Raw genomic sequence first — 13,215 nt, forward strand, 5'->3', positions numbered from 1 at the left:
TGCCGCGACGGCGCGGTTGACAAGGGGCGATTCGCCAAACGATAGATGCCGCCCAAACCGCTATTCCCGAATGTTTTCCCCGGTGACGGGGCGCCGCGCAAACGGCGGCTCGCGCTCGCGCTCCTGGCCGTGCCCGGCCTCGTGCCGGCCGTGTCGTACGCGCAGCTGTCGGGCGCGGCCGCGCAGCCGCAGCCGCTCGACTCGCCGTGGGATCTGCGTCTCGCGCCCCAGCTCGAGGATCGTCCGCTGAAGGACGGCGCGAAGCCGGCCGCCTTCGTGATCGCCGACCACACGAGCGGCACGGCCGAGCAGGATCTCGCCGCGAAGGGTTCGGCCGAGCTGCGGCGCGGTGACGCCGTCGTGAAGGCCGACGCGATCCACTACGATCAGGATACCGACATGGCCGATGCATACGGCCAGGTCAGGATCAACAATTCCGGCACGTCGTTTGTAGGCCCCGAGGCGCACCTGAAGATCGAGGCGAACCAGGGCTTCATGACGGCGCCGAAGTATCACTTCAACATGACGGGCGGCTCGGGCAGCGCGGAACGCGTCGACATGGTCGACAACGAGCGCTCGGTGTTCGTCAACGGCACCTACACCGCGTGCCAGTGCTCGACGAACCCCGCGTGGTACATCAAGGGCAGCCGCTTCGACTTCGATACGGGCGCCGACGAAGGCACCGCGCGCAACGGCGTGCTGTTCTTCCAGGGCGTACCGATCTTCGCGAGCCCGTGGATGACGTTCCCGCTGTCGGGCGAGCGGCGCAGCGGCCTGCTGCCGCCGACGTTCGCGATGAACTCGAGCAACGGGTTCGAACTGTCGCTGCCGTACTACTTCAACATTGCGCCGAACCGCGACCTGACGCTCACGCCGCGCATCATCTCGCGGCGCGGCGTGATGACCGAGGCGACGTTCCGCTACCTGTCGCCGTCGTATTCGGGCACGTTTACGGCCAATTACCTGCCGGATGACCGGCTCGCGCACCGCAACCGCTACGCGATCTACTGGCAGCACCAGCAGAACTTCGGCGGCGGCTTCGGCGGCTATGTCTACTACAACAAGGTCTCGGACAATACGTATCCCGAAGACCTTGGGTCGGCGAACCAGTTCATCAACGGGACGCAGACGCTGTACCAGCAGGAAGCAGGCCTCACGTACAACAACGGCCCGTGGTCGGTGCTCGCGCGCTACCAGCACTGGCAGACGCTGCCGCCGTCGATTGCGCCTTACAGCCGCGAGCCGCAGTTGAACGTGAAGTACACGAAGTACAACGTCGGCGGCTTCGACTTCGGCGCGGAAGCCGACTATTCGCGGTTCCGCATCACGACGGCCGATGCGACCGAAGGCGACCGGATCGTCTTCAATCCGTACATCTCGTACGGCGTGTACGGCCCCGGCTACTTCGCCGTGCCGAAGGTCCAGTACCACTTCGCGTCGTACGACCTGAACTACCTGTCGTCGACCACGCCGAACAGCCCGAAGCGCTTCACCGAGTCGATTCCGACCGTGAGCTTCGATTCGGGCCTGATCTTCGACCGTTCGGTGCGCCTGTTCGGCCAGGACTTCATCCAGACCCTCGAGCCGCGCCTGTACTACGTGTACACGCCGTATCGCGACCAGTCGAACGCACCGCTGTTCGACACCGCGGAGTCGGATTTCGGCCTCGCGGAGATCTACCAGCCGAACACGTTCGTCGGCAACGACCGGATCGCCGATGCGAACCGGATCACGGCCGGCCTGACATCGCGTTTCATCGATCCGCGTACCGGCGACGAGCGCGCGCGTTTCGTAATTGCGCAGCAGTACTACTTCGCCGATCAGCGCGTCACGCTGAATTCCGGGCAGAGCGCCGTACTGGCGCGCCACTCGGACCTGATCGTGGGCGCCGCGCTGAAGCTCGGCTCGGGCTTCATGTCGGAGACGGCGTTCCAGTACAACCAGAACAACAACCAGCTCGTGAAGTCGAGCGTCGGTTTCGGCTACAGCCCGGGCGAGCGCCGCGTGATCAACGTCGGCTACCGGTACACGCGCTCGAACACGACGCTCGACAACCAGCCGATCAACCAGTTCCTGGTGTCCGCGCAATGGCCGCTCACGCGCCGCCTGTATGCGATCGGCCGCTTCAATTACGACCTCGCCGGAGATCGCGTGGTCGACGGCCTGGTCGGCTTACAATACGACGCGGATTGCTGGGCGCTCGGGGTCGGGGTGCAGCGGGCTGCGAACGGCATCAATTCGTCGGGACAGCAGAACTCGTCGACGCGATTCATGATGCAGCTGACGCTCAAGGGCCTGTCGACCGTCGACAACGGCCTCGTGTCCGCGTTCCGCGCCGGGGTGCCGGGCTACACGCCGCTGCCGCCGCCGCCGCCGCCGATGTCCCGCTTCAGCAACTACGAGTAACGCCGGCTTGTCTGCACCGGTCAGCACGATTTCAATGGAGTTCCAGTGGCAATGAAGAAAACCCTTCGTTTCGCGGCAGTCGTGTCCAGCCTCGCTGCGGCCTCCGCGCTGCTCGCCGCCGCGCCGGCCGCGGCACAGGCGCTCGGTTCGCAAGGTGCGAAGCTCGCCGACGAAGTCGTCGCGGTCGTCAACAACGACGTGATCACGGGCCGCGAACTCGACCAGCGCGCCGGCCTGATCGCACGCCGGCTGCAGCAGCAGAACGCACCCGTGCCGCCGGACGACCAGTTGCGCGCGCAAGTGCTGAACCAGATGGTGCTCGAGCGTATCCAGGTGCAGAAGGCCAAGGACGACGGGATCCGCATCGACGACGCGACCGTGCAGTCCACGCTGCAGCGTCTCGCGCAGGCGAACGGCATGACGCTCGACCAGTACCGCTCGCGTCTCGAGGCGCAAGGCGTGCCCTGGAGCATCTTCACGAGCGACGCGCGCACCGAACTGATGCTGTCGAAGCTGCGCGAGCGCGAAGTCGACGGCAAGATCACCGTGTCGGACGCCGAGGTCGCGAACTACATCGCGAGCCAGCGCGGGCCGAGCGCGTCGCAGCAGCAGGACCTGCGCTTCCAGCACATCTTCGTCAAGGCACCGACCAACGCGCCGCAGGGCGACATCGAAGCCGCGCAGAAGAAGGCCGACGCGTTGCTGCAGCAGGCGAAGTCGGGCGCCGATTTCGAGAAGCTCGCGAAGAACAATTCGGAAGCGAACGACGCGAAGAAGGGCGGCGACCTCGGCTTCAAGGCACCGAGCGCGCTGCCGGCCGAGGTGGTCGACGCCGCATCGAAGCTGCGCCCGGGCCAGGTCAACCCGACGCTGATCCGCGTGCCGGACGGCTTCGAGATCGTACGTCTCGTCGATCGTCGCCAGAGCCAGGGCGCGAGCGCCGCAGCACCCAAGATCGTCCAGACGCACGTGCGCCACATCCTGTTGCGCGTGGGCGAAGGCAAGTCGGAAGGCCAGGCGCGCCAGCAACTGGCCGACATCCGCAACCAGGTCGAGGCCGGCGGCGATTTCGCGAAGTTCGCGCGCACCTACTCGCAGGACGGTTCGGCGTCGCAAGGCGGCGATCTCGGCTGGATCAGCCCGGGCGAGACCGTGCCGGAATTCGAGCGCGCGATGAACAACCTGCAGGACGGCCAGATCAGCCAGCCGATCCGTACCGAATACGGTTACCACCTGATCCAGGTGCTGAGCCGCCGCGAAGCGGAAGGCTCGGTGCAGCAGCAGATGGACATCGCGCGTCAGGCGATCGGCCAGCGCAAGGCCGAGCAGGCGTATGCCGACTGGCTGCGCGAGCTGCGCGATTCGTCGTACGTGCAGTACAAGATCGGCGGCGTCGCCCCGGCGAACTGAGCGAGCTTCAGATGACCACGCCCGCGCTGCAGATCGCGATCACGACCGGCGAACCCGCGGGGGTCGGCCCGGAGCTGACCGTACAGGCGCTGCGTGATGCCGCGCAGCGCTGGCCCGACGCGCATTTCACCGTGCTCGGCGATGCGGCGTTGCTCGACGCGCGCGCGGCGGCCGTCGGCGCCGATCGGGCCACGCTCGCCGGCAGCGGGCCGGTGTCGGTCGCGCATCACGCGCTCGCCGCGCCGGTGCAGGCGGGCAAGCTGGACGCTGCGAACGGCCCGTACGTGCTCGGGCTGCTCGACGCGGCGATCGACGGCGCGCTGGCAGGCCGGTACGACGCGATCGTCACCGCACCGCTGCAGAAGAGCACGATCAACGATGCGGGCGTGCCGTTCACCGGCCATACCGAATACCTGGCGGAGCGCACGCATACGCCGCGTGTCGTGATGATGCTGGCCGGTACCGGCCACAAGCCGCTGCGCGTCGCGCTCGCTACCACGCATTTACCGCTGAAGGACGTGTCGGCCGCACTGACGATCGACGGTCTCGTCGAGACGCTCGCGATCATCGATCGCGACCTGCGGCGCGACTTCGGTCTGGCCGCGCCGCGCATTCTCGTGACGGGCCTGAACCCGCACGCGGGCGAGAACGGTTATCTCGGTCGCGAGGAGATCGACGTGATCTCGCCGGCGCTGGCCCGCGCGAACGCGCAGGGCATCGACGCGCGCGGCCCGTATCCGGCCGACACGCTGTTCCAGCCGCGCCATCTCGCCGACGCCGATTGCGTGCTCGCGATGTTCCATGACCAGGGTCTGCCCGTGCTGAAGTACGCGACGTTCGGCGAGGGCATCAACGTGACGCTCGGGCTGCCGATCATCCGGACGTCGGTCGATCACGGCACGGCGCTCGACCTGGCCGGCACGGGCCGCGCGGATCCGGGCAGCATGATCGCCGCGCTCGACACGGCCGTCACGATGGCGCGCCATCGCCGCACGGCCTGACGCGGCCCGGCTTCACCTCTTTCGTCGTATTTTTCGTTTTACTCAGTCGATGTCGAACAGCAGACAGCACCAAGGCCATTTCGCGCGCAAGCGCTTCGGGCAGAACTTCCTCGTCGATCACGGCGTGATCGACTCGATCGTCTCGACGATCGGCCCCGCGCGCGGCCAGCGCATGGTCGAGATCGGCCCTGGGCTCGGCGCGCTGACCGAGCCGCTGATCGAGCGCCTCGCGACGCCCGAGTCGCCGCTGCATGCGGTCGAGCTCGACCGCGACCTGATCGGGCGCCTGCAGCAACGCTTCGGCGCGCTGCTCGAACTGCACGCAGGCGATGCGCTCGCGTTCGACTTCCGTTCGCTCGCGGCGCCCGGCGACAAGCCGTCGCTGCGGATCGTCGGCAACCTGCCGTACAACATTTCCAGCCCGCTGCTGTTTCACCTGATGACGTTCGCCGATGCGGTCATCGACCAGCACTTCATGCTGCAGAACGAAGTCGTCGAGCGGATGGTCGCGGAGCCGGGCACGAAGGCGTTTTCGCGTCTGTCGGTGATGCTGCAGTACCGCTACGTGATGGAAAAGATGCTCGACGTGCCGCCGGAATCGTTCCAGCCGCCGCCGAAGGTCGATTCGGCGATCGTCCGGATGATTCCGTACGAGCCGCACGAACTGCCGGACGTCGATCCCGTGCTGCTCGGCGAAGTCGTCACCGCCGCGTTCTCGCAGCGCCGCAAGATGCTGCGCAATACGCTCGGCGACTATCGCGAGACGATCGATTTCGACGCGCTCGGCTTCGATCTCGCGCGCCGTGCGGAGGACGTGAGCGTGGCCGAGTACGTCGGCGTCGCGCAGGCGCTCGCGGCGGTGCGCAAGGCCGGTTGAGGCCGGTCACGCGAGCCGGACCGGATGTGTGCCGAAGAGGCTGCCCTGCGGGGCAGCCTTTTTTATTGCGTGGATGCGCGCGAGTTGCGCGCGGTTGTCATGCTCGCCGGCGCGGCGGCGCGTTGACGAGCGCGATGCCGGTCAGCACGAGCGCGGCCGCGGACATGAAGCGCCAGCCGACCGATTCGCCGAGCAGCAGCACGCCGAACGCGACGCCGAACAGCGGCGACAGGAACGTGAAGACGGACAGCCGTGACGCGCTGTAGCGCGTCAGCAGCCAGAACCACGACAGGTAGCTGACGAACGCGACGATCACCGACTGGTACGCGAGGCTCGCCACCGCGACCGGCGTGACGTGCGCGAACGACATCTGGCCGAACAGCGCGGCAAGCGCGACCAGCACGACCGCCGATACCGCGAGCTGGTAGAACAGCGTCTTGCTCGCGCTCGCCCGCGCGAGCGCCGTCGAGCGCACGACGACCGTCGTCGCAGCCCACATCGCGCCGCCGAGTATCCCGAGCGCATCGCCGGCGAGCCCGGCCAGCACGGATGCACCGGGCGCGCGGGGCTTCAGGAAGCCGTCCGCGAACGCGAGCGCGATGCCGGCGAATGCCAGGCCGACGCCGGCCCACTGCTTGCGCTGCAACCGTTCGCCCGGTGCGAACAGGTGCAGGCCGAGCGCGGTGAAGCACGGTGCCGTGTACAGGAAGATCGCCATGTGCGATGCGCTCGTCAGCGTCAGCCCGAAGAACACGCAGATGAATTCGCCGGCGAACAGCGCACCGGCGGCAAGACCCGCGCCGAACGTGCCGTCCGCCTGGAACAGCGGCGTACCGCGCGAGCGGGCCCAGCCCCACAACAGCACCGTCGCGATCACCGAGCGCAGGCCGGCCTGGAACATCGGCGCGATCGCGGCGTTCGTGCTCTTGATCGCGACCTGCTGGAAGCCCCAGATCGCGCACAGCAGCAGCATGAGGCCGACGGCGCGCATGTCGAGCGCGCGGCGCACGGGGGCAGCGGCGAGCGTAGTCATCGGCGAACCTCGCCGGTTCGGTACGGCGACTGCGGGATCGGGAGGGCGGCGCATCCGGCGCGCTCGAATCGGCGGTTTCGCACGGCAGTGTGGCTGTAGGGATGGGTGGGTGGTCGCGTTCGGGCGGTGGGGTGCATGCCCGTTTTTGGTGCGGGGTGGAACGATGTTACCCGATCGGCGCGGTAGCCGGGCGAGCCGGATCGGGCTGTTTTCCGTCGATGGGCTCGCGCCGGCCGGTGCCGATGCGCCGCATTGGCCGCGCCCGGGCTTTGCATCCCCGGCTGGGCGCTCCGGCTTGGCTCCCCCGGCGAAGTTCACCCGTCTCTGGTAGAGTTCCCGGTTCTGGAAAGTCCCCACAGGAGTACAACACATGCGATTGCTGCATACGATGCTGCGAGTCGGCGATCTCGACCGCTCGATCAAGTTCTACACCGAATTGCTCGGCATGAAGGTGCTGCGCCGCGACGACTATCCGGAAGGCAAGTTCACGCTCGCATTCGTCGGCTACGGCGATGAAAGCAATAACACCGTGATCGAGCTGACCCACAACTGGGATACACCGGCCTACGATCTCGGCAACGGCTTCGGCCACCTCGCGCTGGAAGTCGACGACGCGTACGCGGCGTGCGACAGGATCAAGGCGCAAGGCGGCAAGGTCACGCGCGAAGCGGGCCCGATGAAGCACGGTACGACCGTGATCGCGTTCGTCGAGGATCCGGACGGCTACAAGATCGAGTTCATCCAGAAAAAGGCGCACTGAGCGCCGGATGAGCCGGGCCGCGGCGTGCGATGTGCGCCGCGGCAACGAAAGAGGGCGATACGGGGTGACCCGCATCGCCCTTTTTCGTTGGCGGCGAAGCCGTGCGCGTCAAAGTGACGGCAGCAACTCGGGCGGGTGATGCTTGAGCGTGTGCCGCGCTTCGCGGAACTCGGGGAAGATCGATTCGACGGTTTGCCAGAAGGCTGGGCTGTGGTTCATTTCGCGCAGGTGCGACAGCTCGTGCGCGACGACGTAGTCGACGATCGACATCGGGAAATGGATCAGCCGCCAGTTCAGCCGGATCTTCCCGTCGCTCGAGCAGCTGCCCCAGCGCGTCGCGGCCGACGACAGCGCGTACATCGAATACGTGACGCCGAGTTTCTCCGCGTAGACCGCGAGGCGTTCACCGAAGATCCGCTTTGCTTCGCCCTGCAGCCAGCCCTGCACGCGATCCTTGATCTGCTGCATGTCGGCCTGCACGGGCAGCGGCAGCGAGAGCCGCAGCGCATCGGCATCGAACGCGACGGCGCCCGCGCCGAGTGCGATCGTCACCGTCTTGCCGAGATACGGAAGCTGCGCGCCGTCGCGCCAGTCGATCTGCGGCAGCGCGCGCTGCTCGGTGCGCGTCTTCCACTCCGCGAGCTTCGCGAAGATCCAGCGTTGTTTCTCGGAGATCGCGGCTTCGATGTCGGCGAGCGTGACCCAGCGCGGCGCGGTGATCGACAGCCCGCTGCCGTCGATCGTGAAGCCGATCGTGCGGCGCGCGGAGCGCTTCAGGCGGTATTCGAGCACGCGGCTGTCGAGTGCGAACGTACGCACGCGCGAGCGATCGGGCGCCGGGCCCGGATCGAGGGGCGCGGCGGGGGCCGCTTCGGGCGGCGCCGGCGGCGTGGCGGGCGCCGACGGTGCGGCGGCCGGCCCGTCGAAGAGCGGCAGGTCCATCTGGCGATGATCGAGGGCCACGACGGCAGGCCGTGGCCGCGGACGCTGTTTCATCAGTTCGCTTCTTTTTGTCGTACGCAACGGCTGCAACCTGGGGGCGTCAGACTCGCGCGGCATCGCGCGTGCCGGCATTGCCCGCCTGGCGATACGAATCCGGATCGATCCGGCGCATTTCCGCTTCGATCCATGCTTCGACCTGCGAGTTCAATGCATCGGGCGTCAGCCCCTCGCTGGGAATCGGCTTGCCGATCGACACGGTGACGACGCCCGGGAATTTCGTGAACGAGTTGCGCGGCCACACCCGACCTGCATTGTGCGCGATCGGCACGACGGGTGCGCCGGTTTCGATCGCGAAGCGCGCGCCGCCCGTCTTGTACTTGCCCTGCTTGCCGACCGGCGTGCGCGTGCCTTCCGGGAACATGATCATCCATGCGCCTTCCGACAGGCGCTTCTTGCCCTGGCGGATCACCGACACGAATGCATTCTTGCCTTCCTTGCGGTTGATGTTGACCATGTGCAGCAGCCCGAGCGCCCAGCCGAAGAACGGCACGTACAGCAGTTCGCGCTTGAACACGTAGCAGAGCGGCTTCGGCATCAGTGCCGGAAACGCGAGCGTCTCCCATGCGGACTGGTGCTTCGACAGCAGCACGGCCGGGCCGTCGGGCAGGTTCTCGAACCCTTCGATCCGGTAGCGGATGCCGTTCAGCCAACGCACGACCCACAGCGTCGACTTGCACCAGCCGGCCGCCATCCAGTAGCGCGCGTCGGGGCGCATGAACGGAAAGGCGATGAAGCACGCGGTGGCGTACGGCACCGTGTACAGGATGAAGTAGATCAGCAGCAGCAGGGAGCGGACGAAGCGCATCGGCGTAAGTCTGGCGTTAGGGAGGATGCGCGCGGCGGCTGCATCACTCGTGTTCGTGTGAAAGGAAATCGAGCGCAAACGCGCGCAGGTCGTCGTGAACCTTCGTGCCGGGCGGCAGGTTGCCGGCGGCGAGCGTCTTCTTGCCCTTGCCGGTGAGCACGAGGTGCGGCCGGAAGCCGACCGCGACGCCGGCCTGCAGGTCGCGCAGCGAATCGCCGACGACCGGCGTGTGATCGGGATCGATCTCGAAGCGTTCGGCGATCATCTGCATCATGCCGGGTTTCGGCTTGCGGCAGTCGCAGTGATCCTCGGCCGTGTGCGGGCAGAAGAACACCGCGTCGATGCGCGCGCCGACCGCCGCCGCCGCGCGATGCATCTTCAGATGCATCTCGTTGAGCGTGGCCATGTCGAACAGCCCGCGACCGATGCCGGACTGGTTGGTCGCGACGACCACGCGATAACCCGCGTGGTTGAGCCGGGCGATCGCCTCGAGGGCGCCGGGCAGCGCGATCCATTCGTCGGGCGTCTTGATGAACGCATCCGAATCGACGTTGATCACGCCGTCCCGGTCGAGGACGACGAGCTTTCGGTTGGGGCTGGTCGGCATCGTGCGGCCCTTATGCGGCGAGCTTCGAGATGTCGGCGACGCAGTTCATCTGCTGGTGCAGCGCGGACAGCAGTGCGAGACGGTTCGCGCGCAGTGCCGGATCTTCCGCGTTGACCATCACGTCGTTGAAGAACGTGTCGACCGGTGCGCGCAGCGCGGCGAGCGCCGACAGCGCGCCCGTGTACGCACGCGCCTCGAGCTGCGACTGCACGTGCGGCGTCACGGCTGCCAGCTGTTCGTGCAGCGCCTTCTCGGCGGCCTCGACGAGCAGCGCCGGCTGCACCGTGCCGTTCGTGCCGCCTTCCGACTTCTTCAGGATGTTCGAGATCCGCTTGTTCGCGGCCGCGAGCGCTTCGGCTTCCGCGAGGCGCGTGAATTCGCGCACCGCGTCGAGGCGCGCGACGAGATCGTCGACGCGCGTCGGGTTCAGGCTCAGCACCGCGTCGATTTCACCGGCCGAATAGCCGCGCTCGCGCAGCAGGCCGCGCAGGCGATCCATGAAGAACGCGAAGATCGCATCGGTCGACTCGGCGACGCCCGGCACGCCTTCGAAGCGTGCATGGGCCGTGCGCAGCAGCGACACGAGATCGAGCGGCAACTGCTTTTCGAGCAGCAGGCGCAGCACGCCGAGCGCGTGGCGGCGCAGCGCGAACGGATCCTTCTCGCCGGTCGGCGCGAGGCCGATGCCCCAGATGCCGACGATCGTCTCGAGTTTGTCGGCAAGCGCGACGGCGGTCGACACGGGCGTGGTCGGCAGTGCATCGCCGGAGAAGCGCGGCTGGTAGTGCTCGGCGCACGCGAGCGCGACGTCGTCGGCTTCGCCGTCGTGGCGCGCGTAGTACGTGCCCATCGTGCCCTGCAGTTCCGGGAACTCGCCGACCATGTCGGTCAGCAGGTCGGCCTTCGCGAGACGCGCGGCGCGCTTCGCAAGCGTGGCGTCGGCGCCGATCGCGGGTGCGATCTCGCCGGCCAGCGCCTCGAGGCGCTCGACGCGCGCGAGCGCCGAACCGAGCTTGTTGTGATACACGACGTTCGCGAGCTGCGGCACGCGGTCGGCGAGCGGCTTCTTCTTGTCCTGCTCGAAGAAGAACTTCGCATCGGCGAGGCGCGGGCGCACGACGCGCTCGTTGCCTTCGACGATCTCGGCCGGCGTCTTCGTCTCGATGTTCGACACGATCAGGAAGCGCGAGCGCAGCTTGCCGCCGATGTCGGTCAGCGCGAAGTATTTCTGGTTCGTCTGCATCGTGAGGATCAGGCATTCCTGCGGGACCTGCAGGAATTCGTCCTCGAAGCGGCACGGGTAGACGACCGGCCATTCGACCAGCGACGTCACTTCGTCGAGCAGCGACTCGGGCATCACGACGGTATCGCCGTTCGCGTGTTCGTTCAGCTGCGTGCGGATCGTTTCGCGGCGATCGACGAAGTGCGCGATCACGCGGCCCTTGTCGCGCAGCGTGTCGGCGTAGGTGCGCGCATGCTGGATCGCGACGAGGCCGTCGGACAGGAAGCGGTGGCCGAGCGTCGTGTCGCCGGCGTCGACGCCGAATGCGGTGACGGGCACGATGCGATCGTCATGCAGCACCGTCAGGCGATGCACCGGGCGCACGAACTTCACGTCGGAGCCGTCCGGGCGCTGGTAGGTCATCACCTTCGGGATCGGCAGCTTCTCGAGCGTTTCGTCGAGCGCGGCCTGCAGGCCGTCGGCGAGCGTCGCGCCGGCTGCCGAATAGTTGAGGAAGAACGCTTCGGCCTTGCCGTCCTGTGCACGCTCGAGATCGGCGATCGACAGGTTCGGGTGGCCGAGCGCCGCGAGCTTCTTCGCGAGCGGGGCGGTCGGCTTGCCTTCGGCGTCGAGCGCGACCGACACGGGCAGGACCTTTTCGCGGACCTGCTTTTCAGGTGCGACGGCGCGCACGTTCTGCACGACGACGGCGAGGCGGCGCGGCGTGGCGTAGCGTTCGAACACGAGTTCGCCTTCGACGAGGTCGCGCGCCGCGAGGCGTTGCGCAAGACCTTCGGCGAATGCGTCGCCGAGGCGCGCGAGGGCCTTCGGCGGCAGCTCTTCGGTCAGCAGTTCGACGAGCAGGGGGGCGGGATGATTGTGCGTCATGATTGGAATGAATCTCGTCTCGTCAGTCCTGATCGATCTTGCGTTCGACCTTGAGCGGCGGCGCCCATGCCGGCTGTGCGGCGTCCTGGGCGTCGGTGGTGAGGCCCGGCACGCCCGGCGGGTTGCCGAGCATCGGGAAGCCGAGCTTCTCGCGCGAGTCGTAGTAAGCCTGCGCGACGAGACGCGACAGCGCGCGGATGCGGCCGATGTACGCCGCGCGCTCGGTGACCGAGATCGCGCCGCGGGCATCGAGCAGGTTGAACGTGTGGCCGGCCTTCAGCACGAGCTCGTACGCGGGCAGCGCGAGCTGCGCGTCGATCATCTTCTTCGCTTCCGCTTCGTAGCTGTTGAAGAACGTGAACAGCAGGTCGACGTTCGCGTGCTCGAAGTTGTAGGTCGACTGCTCGACCTCGTTCTGGTGGTAGACGTCGCCGTACGACAGGCGGCGCAGCTCGGGGCCGTTCGGGCCTTGCTCTTCCCATTCGGTCCACACGAGGTCGTACACGTTCTCGACCTTCTGCAGGTACATCGCGAGACGCTCGAGGCCGTACGTGATCTCGCCGAGCACCGGCTTGCAGTCGAGGCCGCCGACCTGCTGGAAATACGTGAACTGCGTGACTTCCATCCCGTTCAGCCACACTTCCCAGCCGAGGCCCCACGCGCCGAGCGTCGGGTTTTCCCAGTCGTCCTCGACGAAGCGCACGTCGTTCTGCTGCAGGTCGAAGCCGAGCGCCTCGAGCGAGCCGAGGTACAGGTCGAGGATGTTTTCCGGCGCCGGCTTGAGCACGACCTGGTACTGGTAGTAGTGCTGCAGGCGGTTCGGGTTCTCGCCGTAGCGGCCGTCCTTCGGGCGGCGCGACGGCTGCACGTACGCGGCGCGCCACGGCTCGGGGCCAACCGCGCGCAGGAACGTGTGGACGTGCGACGTGCCTGCGCCGACTTCCATGTCGATGGGCTGGAGCAGGGCGCAACCCTGCTTGTCCCAGTAGGACTGCAGCGTCAGGATGATTTGCTGAAACGTAAGCATGAAGAGCCTTCGTGGCGCTGGCGCTCCGTTGCGGGCGGCGCTCCGGGCGGGGCCGACGCAGCGGCGAAGATCGCCGGTGTGTCGAAGGTGCTGCTGGCCGATGCGCCGCAGCTGGCCGACGGTCTGGCCGAGAACGTCGAAGCGACGGTGATGAGCGTCGCGAACGGCTACTCGCAC

11 protein-coding genes and 1 pseudogene are annotated in these 13,215 nt (G+C 67.3%); 6 read left to right on the top strand and 6 right to left on the bottom strand.

Annotated features, from left to right (window positions below):
- Window positions 1–45: 45 nt before the first annotated feature.
- From G3O06_RS31535 to rsmA, 4 genes are read left to right on the top strand one after another with little or no spacing between them, the layout of a single operon-like run.
- Window positions 46–2,406: an LPS-assembly protein LptD gene (locus G3O06_RS31535; protein WP_174915390.1), complete on the top strand. Its 2,361-nt coding sequence runs from the start codon at window positions 46–48 to the stop codon at window positions 2,404–2,406.
- Window positions 2,407–2,457: 51 nt separating this feature from the next.
- Window positions 2,458–3,816: a peptidylprolyl isomerase gene (locus tag G3O06_RS31540; RefSeq protein ID WP_174915389.1), complete on the top strand. Its 1,359-nt coding sequence runs from the start codon at window positions 2,458–2,460 to the stop codon at window positions 3,814–3,816.
- A gap of 11 nt (window positions 3,817–3,827) precedes the next feature.
- Window positions 3,828–4,817 carry a 4-hydroxythreonine-4-phosphate dehydrogenase PdxA gene (gene pdxA, locus G3O06_RS31545; protein WP_205818536.1) on the top strand — a complete coding sequence of 330 codons (990 nt, stop codon included), beginning with the start codon at window positions 3,828–3,830 and terminating at the stop codon, window positions 4,815–4,817.
- 49 nt (window positions 4,818–4,866) lie between these two features.
- The gene (gene rsmA, locus G3O06_RS31550; RefSeq protein ID WP_011353140.1) at window positions 4,867–5,694 is read left to right on the top strand and encodes a 16S rRNA (adenine(1518)-N(6)/adenine(1519)-N(6))-dimethyltransferase RsmA; all 828 of its coding nucleotides are present in this window, start codon (window positions 4,867–4,869) and stop codon (window positions 5,692–5,694) included.
- Between the two features lie 97 nt (window positions 5,695–5,791).
- Here the strand turns inward: rsmA and G3O06_RS31555 are convergent, their stop codons facing one another.
- Complete coding sequence (locus G3O06_RS31555) at window positions 5,792–6,727, bottom strand: DMT family transporter (protein WP_205818538.1); 936 nt, start codon at window positions 6,725–6,727, stop codon at window positions 5,792–5,794.
- A gap of 370 nt (window positions 6,728–7,097) precedes the next feature.
- Between G3O06_RS31555 and gloA the strand changes: the two genes are divergently transcribed.
- Window positions 7,098–7,487, top strand: coding sequence for a lactoylglutathione lyase (gloA, locus tag G3O06_RS31560; protein WP_174915385.1), 390 nt, complete (start codon window positions 7,098–7,100; stop codon window positions 7,485–7,487).
- A 108-nt stretch (window positions 7,488–7,595) separates the two neighbouring features.
- Here gloA and G3O06_RS31565 read toward each other — a convergent pair whose 3' ends face one another.
- From G3O06_RS31565 to glyQ, 5 genes are read right to left on the bottom strand one after another with little or no spacing between them, the layout of a single operon-like run.
- On the bottom strand, window positions 7,596–8,483 hold the full coding sequence (locus G3O06_RS31565) for a SprT family zinc-dependent metalloprotease (protein ID WP_069747088.1): 888 nt from the start codon (window positions 8,481–8,483) through the stop codon (window positions 7,596–7,598).
- Window positions 8,484–8,529: 46 nt separating this feature from the next.
- Window positions 8,530–9,294 (bottom strand): lysophospholipid acyltransferase family protein, encoded by a 765-nt coding sequence (locus G3O06_RS31570; RefSeq protein ID WP_085042357.1) that lies wholly within the window; start codon window positions 9,292–9,294, stop codon window positions 8,530–8,532.
- Between the two features lie 43 nt (window positions 9,295–9,337).
- Window positions 9,338–9,901 carry a D-glycero-beta-D-manno-heptose 1,7-bisphosphate 7-phosphatase gene (gene gmhB, locus G3O06_RS31575; protein WP_166963525.1) on the bottom strand — a complete coding sequence of 188 codons (564 nt, stop codon included), beginning with the start codon at window positions 9,899–9,901 and terminating at the stop codon, window positions 9,338–9,340.
- A gap of 10 nt (window positions 9,902–9,911) precedes the next feature.
- Entirely contained in the window at window positions 9,912–12,011 is a 2,100-nt protein-coding gene (gene glyS, locus G3O06_RS31580; RefSeq protein ID WP_205818539.1) for a glycine--tRNA ligase subunit beta, read from the bottom strand.
- 22 nt (window positions 12,012–12,033) lie between these two features.
- Window positions 12,034–13,038: a glycine--tRNA ligase subunit alpha gene (glyQ, locus tag G3O06_RS31585; RefSeq protein WP_011885965.1), complete on the bottom strand. Its 1,005-nt coding sequence runs from the start codon at window positions 13,036–13,038 to the stop codon at window positions 12,034–12,036.
- Between glyQ and G3O06_RS31590 the strand changes: the two are divergent.
- Window positions 13,021–13,215: pseudogene (locus G3O06_RS31590) on the top strand (hypothetical protein); the annotation flags it as partial. The gene glyQ and the pseudogene G3O06_RS31590 sit on opposite strands and share 18 nt — an antisense overlap.

It is taken from the genome of Burkholderia sp. Ac-20345 (assembly GCF_017104825.1).
Classification (GTDB): Bacteria; Pseudomonadota; Gammaproteobacteria; order Burkholderiales; family Burkholderiaceae; genus Burkholderia; species Burkholderia lata_B.

Bases quoted from the DNA above. Each gene is read 5' to 3' on its own strand.
- rsmA (WP_011353140.1), top strand. From the start codon at position 4,867: ATGTCGAACAGCAGACAGCACCAAGGCCATTTCGCGCGCAAGCGCTTC.
- G3O06_RS31565 (WP_069747088.1), bottom strand. From the start codon at position 8,483: ATGAAACAGCGTCCGCGGCCACGGCCTGCCGTCGTGGCCCTCGATCAT.
- glyQ (WP_011885965.1), bottom strand. From the start codon at position 13,038: ATGCTTACGTTTCAGCAAATCATCCTGACGCTGCAGTCCTACTGGGAC.
- gmhB (WP_166963525.1), bottom strand. From the start codon at position 9,901: ATGCCGACCAGCCCCAACCGAAAGCTCGTCGTCCTCGACCGGGACGGC.
- G3O06_RS31555 (WP_205818538.1), bottom strand. From the start codon at position 6,727: ATGACTACGCTCGCCGCTGCCCCCGTGCGCCGCGCGCTCGACATGCGC.
- G3O06_RS31570 (WP_085042357.1), bottom strand. From the start codon at position 9,294: ATGCGCTTCGTCCGCTCCCTGCTGCTGCTGATCTACTTCATCCTGTAC.
- glyS (WP_205818539.1), bottom strand. From the start codon at position 12,011: ATGACGCACAATCATCCCGCCCCCCTGCTCGTCGAACTGCTGACCGAA.
- G3O06_RS31535 (WP_174915390.1), top strand. From the start codon at position 46: ATGCCGCCCAAACCGCTATTCCCGAATGTTTTCCCCGGTGACGGGGCG.
- gloA (WP_174915385.1), top strand. From the start codon at position 7,098: ATGCGATTGCTGCATACGATGCTGCGAGTCGGCGATCTCGACCGCTCG.
- G3O06_RS31540 (WP_174915389.1), top strand. From the start codon at position 2,458: ATGAAGAAAACCCTTCGTTTCGCGGCAGTCGTGTCCAGCCTCGCTGCG.
- pdxA (WP_205818536.1), top strand. From the start codon at position 3,828: ATGACCACGCCCGCGCTGCAGATCGCGATCACGACCGGCGAACCCGCG.